The 5,989-nt window shown below is 73.3% G+C and carries 3 protein-coding genes, 1 tRNA gene and 1 pseudogene; 3 read left to right on the top strand and 2 right to left on the bottom strand.

Features of this window, described 5'->3' with window-relative positions:
* Together ABH931_RS39570 and ABH931_RS39565 are read left to right on the top strand one after the other, a co-directional pair.
* Positions 1-1,200, top strand: a 1,200-nt coding sequence (locus tag ABH931_RS39570; RefSeq protein ID WP_370124827.1) for a putative Ig domain-containing protein, incomplete at its 5' end; no start/stop codon positions are given.
* 332 nt (positions 1,201-1,532) lie between these two features.
* Entirely contained in the window at positions 1,533-2,984 is a 1,452-nt protein-coding gene (locus tag ABH931_RS39565) for an Ig domain-containing protein (RefSeq protein WP_370124825.1), read from the top strand.
* Between the two features lie 54 nt (positions 2,985-3,038).
* On the opposite strand, the gene ABH931_RS39560 is transcribed toward ABH931_RS39565, so the two are convergent.
* Positions 3,039-3,115, bottom strand: a tRNA-Met gene (locus ABH931_RS39560).
* A gap of 159 nt (positions 3,116-3,274) precedes the next feature.
* On the opposite strand from ABH931_RS39560, the gene ABH931_RS39555 reads away from it, so the two are divergent.
* A complete protein-coding gene (locus ABH931_RS39555; RefSeq protein ID WP_370124823.1) occupies positions 3,275-5,017 on the top strand; it encodes a DUF1003 domain-containing protein in 1,743 nt (580 codons plus the stop codon).
* 261 nt (positions 5,018-5,278) lie between these two features.
* Here ABH931_RS39555 and ABH931_RS39550 read toward each other — a convergent pair.
* Positions 5,279-5,989, bottom strand: a pseudogene (locus ABH931_RS39550) (hypothetical protein); the annotation flags it as partial.

Below are 5,989 nucleotides of genomic sequence, written 5' to 3'. Positions count from 1 at the left end.
GCGGGCGGCTGGACCAACTCCTCCTCCGGTGAGGAGAACTCCGACGAGTGCGCCTGGATCGCGGCCGGCCAGGCCGGCGGCGCGTCCAACGTCGCAATGGGCACCGGCACCTTCACCGAGCAGGCCAGCTGGTCCAACGACACCAACGCCTGCGCCATCTCGCACCCGATCGTCAACCACGGCGGGAACACCGTCACCGTGACGAACCCGGGCAACCAGTCGGGCACGGTCGGCACGGCGGTCTCGCTGCAGATCAGCGGCTCCGACTCCGGCGGCGCGTCCCTGACCTACTCCGCCACCGGTCTCCCGGCGGGCCTGAGCATCTCCTCCTCGGGCCTGATCTCCGGCACCCCGTCCGCCTCGGGCAGCTCCAGCGTGTCGGTCACCGCGACCGACTCCACGGGCGCCTCCGGCTCGACCTCCTTCACCTGGACGGTCAACCCCAGCGGCGGCAACGAGACCGTGTCGGTGACCAACCCCGGTAACCAGACCGGCACGGTCGGCACCGCCGTCTCGCTGCAGGTCTCCGGCTCCGACTCGGCCGGCAAGTCGCTGACCTACTCCGCCACCGGTCTCCCGGCGGGTCTGTCCATCTCCTCGGCGGGCCTGATCTCCGGCACCCCGACCACGGCGGCCACCTCCAGCGTGACGGTCACCGCCAGCTCCGGCACCGCGTCCGGCTCGGCGTCCTTCAGCTGGACGGTCAACCCGAGCAGCGGCGGCTGCACCAGCCCCGGCCAGAAGCTCGCCAACCCGGGCTTCGAGTCCGGCAGCGCCTCCTGGTCCGCCACGGCCGGCGTGATCGGCCAGAACGGCCCCAGCGAGCCGGCTCACTCCGGTAGTTGGAACGCGTGGCTGGACGGCTACGGCACCACCCACACCGACACCCTGTCCCAGAAGGTCGCCGTCCCGGCGGGCTGCACCGACACCTTCTCCTTCTGGCTCCACATCGACACCTCGGAGACGACCACCACCACGGCCTACGACACCCTCAAGGTGCAGGTGCTCAGCAGCACCGGCGCCGTCCTGGGCACGCTGGCGACGTACTCCAACCTGAACCACATCAGTGGCTACGCCCAGCACTCCTTCAGCCTGGCGAGCTACGCCGGGCAGACGGTCACCCTGAAGTTCACCGGTAGCGAGGACGCGAGCCTGCAGACCAGCTTCGTCGTCGACGACACCGCGATGACCGCCTCCTGATCGAGCGCCTCCTGATCGACCCCGAACCACCGCACCGGCAAGCGGCCCCCTCCCCGTCCGCGGGGAGGGGGCCGTGCGCGTTCCGCGTACGTCACCTGCGGGCCACCCCCCGTTGGGGGGAGGAATCCAGCCGGTTCGGGGGAGGGACGGCCGCCAGTGCGGGGGTGCGTGCGGTGTGCGGTTTTCGAGAGGGTGTTCCACTGACGCGCGGATCACCGGACCTTCCCGGACAGGCCCTCGGCCCGCCCCCGCGCGTCCGGGGTCCTCGGCCGGCTGACGGCGTGCAGGACTCCTCGTCACTCCTGACGAAACGAAGCGAGAGGAACACCTGCATGGCGTTCACCCGTACCCAGACCCTCATGGCCGGGTCCGCCGCGGCAGCGATAGCCGCGGCCACCGCCGTGGCGGTGCTGCCCGCCACCGCGTCGGCCAACGTCGCCGGCGCCACGATCACCGCGCCGGTCGGCGGCCACGCCTACCGCCACGGCGCCTTCCCGCAGGCCGGGGCCGGGCACCTGGCCACGCACGCCACCGCGCCGATGGGTGCCGGCGGCGGCAAGGCCAACGAGACCAAGCCGATGACCTACCACGGCGGCACCGGCGGCGTCGGCGTCACCACCGGCGCGCCCAAGGTCTACGTGATCTACTGGGGTTCCCAGTGGGGCACGGCCGCCAAGGACGCCAACGGCTACACCACCCTGTCCGGCGACACCGCCGGCATGGCCCCCCGCCAGCAGGCCTTCTTCAAGGGCCTCGGCACCAAGGGCGAGAAGTGGTCCGGCGTGATGACCCAGTACTGCCAGGGCATTCCGAGCGGCGCCAAGAGCTGCCCGGCCAATAGCGCCCATGTCGGCTACCCGACGGGCGGCGCGCTCGCCGGCGTCTGGTACGACAACTCCGCCGCCGCCCCGGGCGCGGCGACCGGCAACCAGCTTGCGCAGGAGGCCGTCAAGGCCGCCCAGCACTTCAACAACCTGTCGGCCGCGGCCAACCGGAACGTCCAGTACGTGATCACCTCGCCGACCGGCACCACGCCGGACGGCTTCAACACCGCCAGCGGCGACTTCTGCGCCTGGCACGACTTCAGCGGCGACTCGTCGCTGGACGGCGGCGGCGCGGTCACCTCCCCGGTGGGTCCGGTCGCGTTCACGAACATGCCGTACCTGCCCGACGCCGGCAAGAGCTGCGGCGCCGGCTTCGTCAACGGCGCGGCGGGCGCGCTGGACGGTGTCACGATCGTCGGCGGTCACGAGTACGCCGAGACCATCACCGACCAGTTCCCCTACTCGGCGAACCCCAGCTCCCCGGTGCTCACCAGCGGTGGCTGGATCACCGACAACGACGGCTCCGGCGGCGAGAACGGCGACAAGTGCGCCTGGGTCCGCACCGGTCCCGGCGTCGCTTTCGACCTCGGTCTGTCCACCGGTTCCTTCCCGGTCCAGACGACCTGGGCGAACGACGCCAACAACGGCGCCGGCGGCTGCCTCGGTGCGCACGCGATCGTCACCAACGGGCACGCCGTGACGATCGGCCACGTGGCGAACCAGTCCGGCGTGGTGGGTCGCAGCGTGCGTCTCGTCGTCGTCGGTCACGACAGCTCCGCGTCGTCGCACCTCACCTACACGGTCGTGGGTCTGCCCGCGGGTCTGCGCATCGACGCCCGTACCGGCGCGATCACCGGCCGTCCGACCCGCAGCGGCACGTTCCACGTGACCGTCCAGGCCAAGGACGAGACGGGCGCGTTCACCCGCGTCAGCTTCATCTGGACCGTGCGCGCGCACTGAGCGGGCATGGAAAAGCCCTGTGGGCCCGGCCGGAAGGCCGGGCCCACAGGGCTTTGGTAGCGGGGACAGGATTTGAACCTGCGACCTCTGGGTTATGAGCCCAGCGAGCTACCGAGCTGCTCCACCCCGCGTCGGTGAGTTCACCTTAACAGAACCGGAGCGCAACCCCCGCATCGGTTGTTCCGGGGTGGTCGGGCGGTGCGGCAGCAGACGCAGTGTGACCGGTCGCGTGCGGATAGATTGCGGGGAAGCGCGGTAACTGTCGCGGCCCGTCCGTCCTGGGAGCACGTGTGAGCGAAGCCGGCACGGCGACCGTCCCGCCCAAGCAGCCGGTGACGATCTCCGACGAGCGGGTCGGCGTCAACGGGGCCATCGCGGCGGCGCTGACCCAGGGCGTCGGCTCCATGCCCGCGCTCTACCTCACCCTGGTCCTCTGCTGCGGCTGGATGGCGCTCGCCACCTGGGGACCGCTGCACGGGGTCGACCCGTACCCGTTCTCGTTCCTGCTGTTCCTGAACAACGTCGTGCAGTTGGTGCTCTGCGCGGTGATCCTGGTCGGACAGCGGGTGCTGGGCGTCGCCGCCGACCGTCGTGCGGTCCAGACGTACGAGAACGCCGAGGCCATCTTCGCCCAGGTCGCCGATCTCCAGGCCCATCTCGACCGCCACGACCGGGTGCTGGGCCGTGGGGCCAGCCTGCTCGACTCGACCCCGCACCCCTGGATCCGGCGGCACCGGGTGCAGCCGCCACCCCAGGCGATCGACCAGGTCGTGGGCGTCAACGGCAGGATCGCCGCGTGGCTGACCCAACGCCTCGGCAGCATGGGCGCGTTCTACATCGCGGCCGGGACGCAGGTGCTCTGGATCGGGATGGCCGAGCTCGGGGTGCAGCGGTTCGACCCGTATCCGTTCGCGTTCATGTCGTTCCTGTCGACCTTCGCGCAGCTGGTGTTCATGATCGTGATCATGGTGGGTCAGAAGGTGCTGAGCCTGGCCGGCGACCGCCGCTCCGAGCAGACGTTCCTCGACGCCGAGGCCATCCTGCACGAGTGCCGCCGCATGAAGGCGCGCCTGGTGGCGCAGGACCGCGTCGTGGAGAGTCTGTCCGACTACACCTCCGCGCAGGTCGCCGAGCATCTGGCGCAGGCGCTGCACCAGAGCCGGATGCAGGCCGCGCTCGACGCGGGGCGCGAGGCGGGCACGCTCGGTGGTCCGGCGGTGCCCCCGTGGCACGAGCTGCCAGAGGCGTCGCGGGAGGCGAGCCGTCTGCACGCTCGCCGCGTCGGCGAGAGCCTGGCCGCGATCGGCTGCCTGATGTTCCCGACCGCCGAGGCGGACGGGGAGGTGGAGGACGGCACGCTCGTCGCCTTCGAGGAACACGAGGCGCGGGTGCTCGCCCGGCTGGAGCACGAGCACCAGTTGCTCGGTGTCCCCGTGCAGCGCGTGGTGCCGTGGGACGAACTGTCCGACCGGGCCCGGGCGCAGGCGGTCGACGCGGTCCGCTACCTGCCGACCGTGCTCGCCGACGTCGGCTTCCAGGTGGTGCGGACCGGCGGAGCGGCGGACGGGGTGGGGGAGTTGGACTTCACCCCCGAGGACTGGGCGGTGCTTCAGCGGGCGTCGACCGCTTCCGGTGTGCTGGTCGCCCTCGCCGAGGGCGAGGTCGACGCCGACGAGATCGTCGCGATGGTGCAGTTCCTGCGGGAGGCGAGCATCTCCCACCCCCGGCGGCTGATCCGTGAGTTGGCGGCGGCGTCCTCCTTCGACACCGGCCTGCGCGCGGACACCCGCTACGCCGACTACGAGAAGCCGGCCCTCCACACGATCCACGCGGCGGCCCTCGTCATCGCCCGGGTCGCACCCGGGGAACTGGACGGGTTCCGGGCCTTCCTCGCCGGTCTGGCGGAGGTCGTCGCCGAGGCCAACAACGAGGGCGGCTTCTTCGGCCTCGGCGCGCGGCCGCGGACGCCGCGGGAGTCGCTGGCGATGGAGGCGGTGGCCAGGTCCATGGACCTCGACGGCGCGGTGGCCTGAGACGCGCGGAGGCCGGCGCGTCGATGCGCTGACGCGCCACGGGGGCGGGGGGGGGGGCCCCCGGGGCGCCCCCCCCCCCCGGGGGGGGGGCCCCCCCCCCCGGCGGGGGGGGGGGGGGGGGGGCCGCGGGGGGGGGCCCCGCCCCCCCCCCCGGGGGGGGGGGGGCCCCGGGGGGGCGGGGGGGGGGGCGGGGGGGGGGGCCCCCCCCCCGGGGGGGGGGCCCCCCCCCCCCCGGGCCCCCCCCCCGCCCCCGTGTGTCGCTCAGCCCCGCGCGGCGGAGATGGCGGCGCCGAGCGCCTCCTTGATCCGCGGCCCGAGCCGGGAGAAGCCCAGCTCCTTCATCGCGGCCCGCAGCAGCTCCTCTTCGGAGCGCGCGGTCCCGTCGGCGTCGATCCACCGCACCACGGCCTCCAACTGCTCCGCGGTGTACGCGGTAACGGGCCGCCCAGGCGTGAACTCCGGCTTCCCGGCGACCGTCTGAGCCACCTCGGCGGCGACCGGGGCCTCGACCTCGGCGACCGCCGTCTCCGCGCCGGCCTCCGCCGCGACGGCGGGCTCGGTGACGACGACCTGCTCGGCCTCGACGGTGACCTTCGCGGCCGGCTCGGCCTCGACCGCCTCGACGCTCTGCTCGGCGTCGGCGTCGGCGTCGGCGTCGGCCTCGGCGTTGGCGTCGGCTTCGACGGTGACCTCCGCGACCGGCACGGCCTCGGCCCGAGGCGCGGGGATCGACTCGACCCGGACCGCGCCGCTCGGCTCGGCGTGGGCGGCCGTCTCGTCGCCGCTTTCGGTCGCGTCCTCGGCGTCCAGGTCGGCGTCGGCCTCCGGCGCGGGGGCCTCCTCGACCGCGGTCGTGGCGACCGGCTCGGCTTCGGCTTCGGCTTCGGTGACCGGCTCCGTGTGAGCGTCGGTGTCCTGCGCCTCGGGCGCGGTTGTGGCGAGCTGCTCGGCTTCAGCCTCGGCGGCGACGGG

It is taken from the genome of Streptacidiphilus sp. MAP12-33, assembly GCF_041261265.1.
Lineage (GTDB): Bacteria > Actinomycetota > Actinomycetes > Streptomycetales > Streptomycetaceae > Streptacidiphilus.
The sequence above is the reverse complement of the archived record's forward strand: the minus strand, read 5'-3'. Positions and strand labels throughout refer to the sequence as shown.

Coding starts and splice junctions, on each gene's coding strand:
- ABH931_RS39565 (WP_370124825.1), top strand. CDS start 1,533: ATGGCGTTCACCCGTACCCAGACCCTCATGGCCGGGTCCGCCGCGGCA.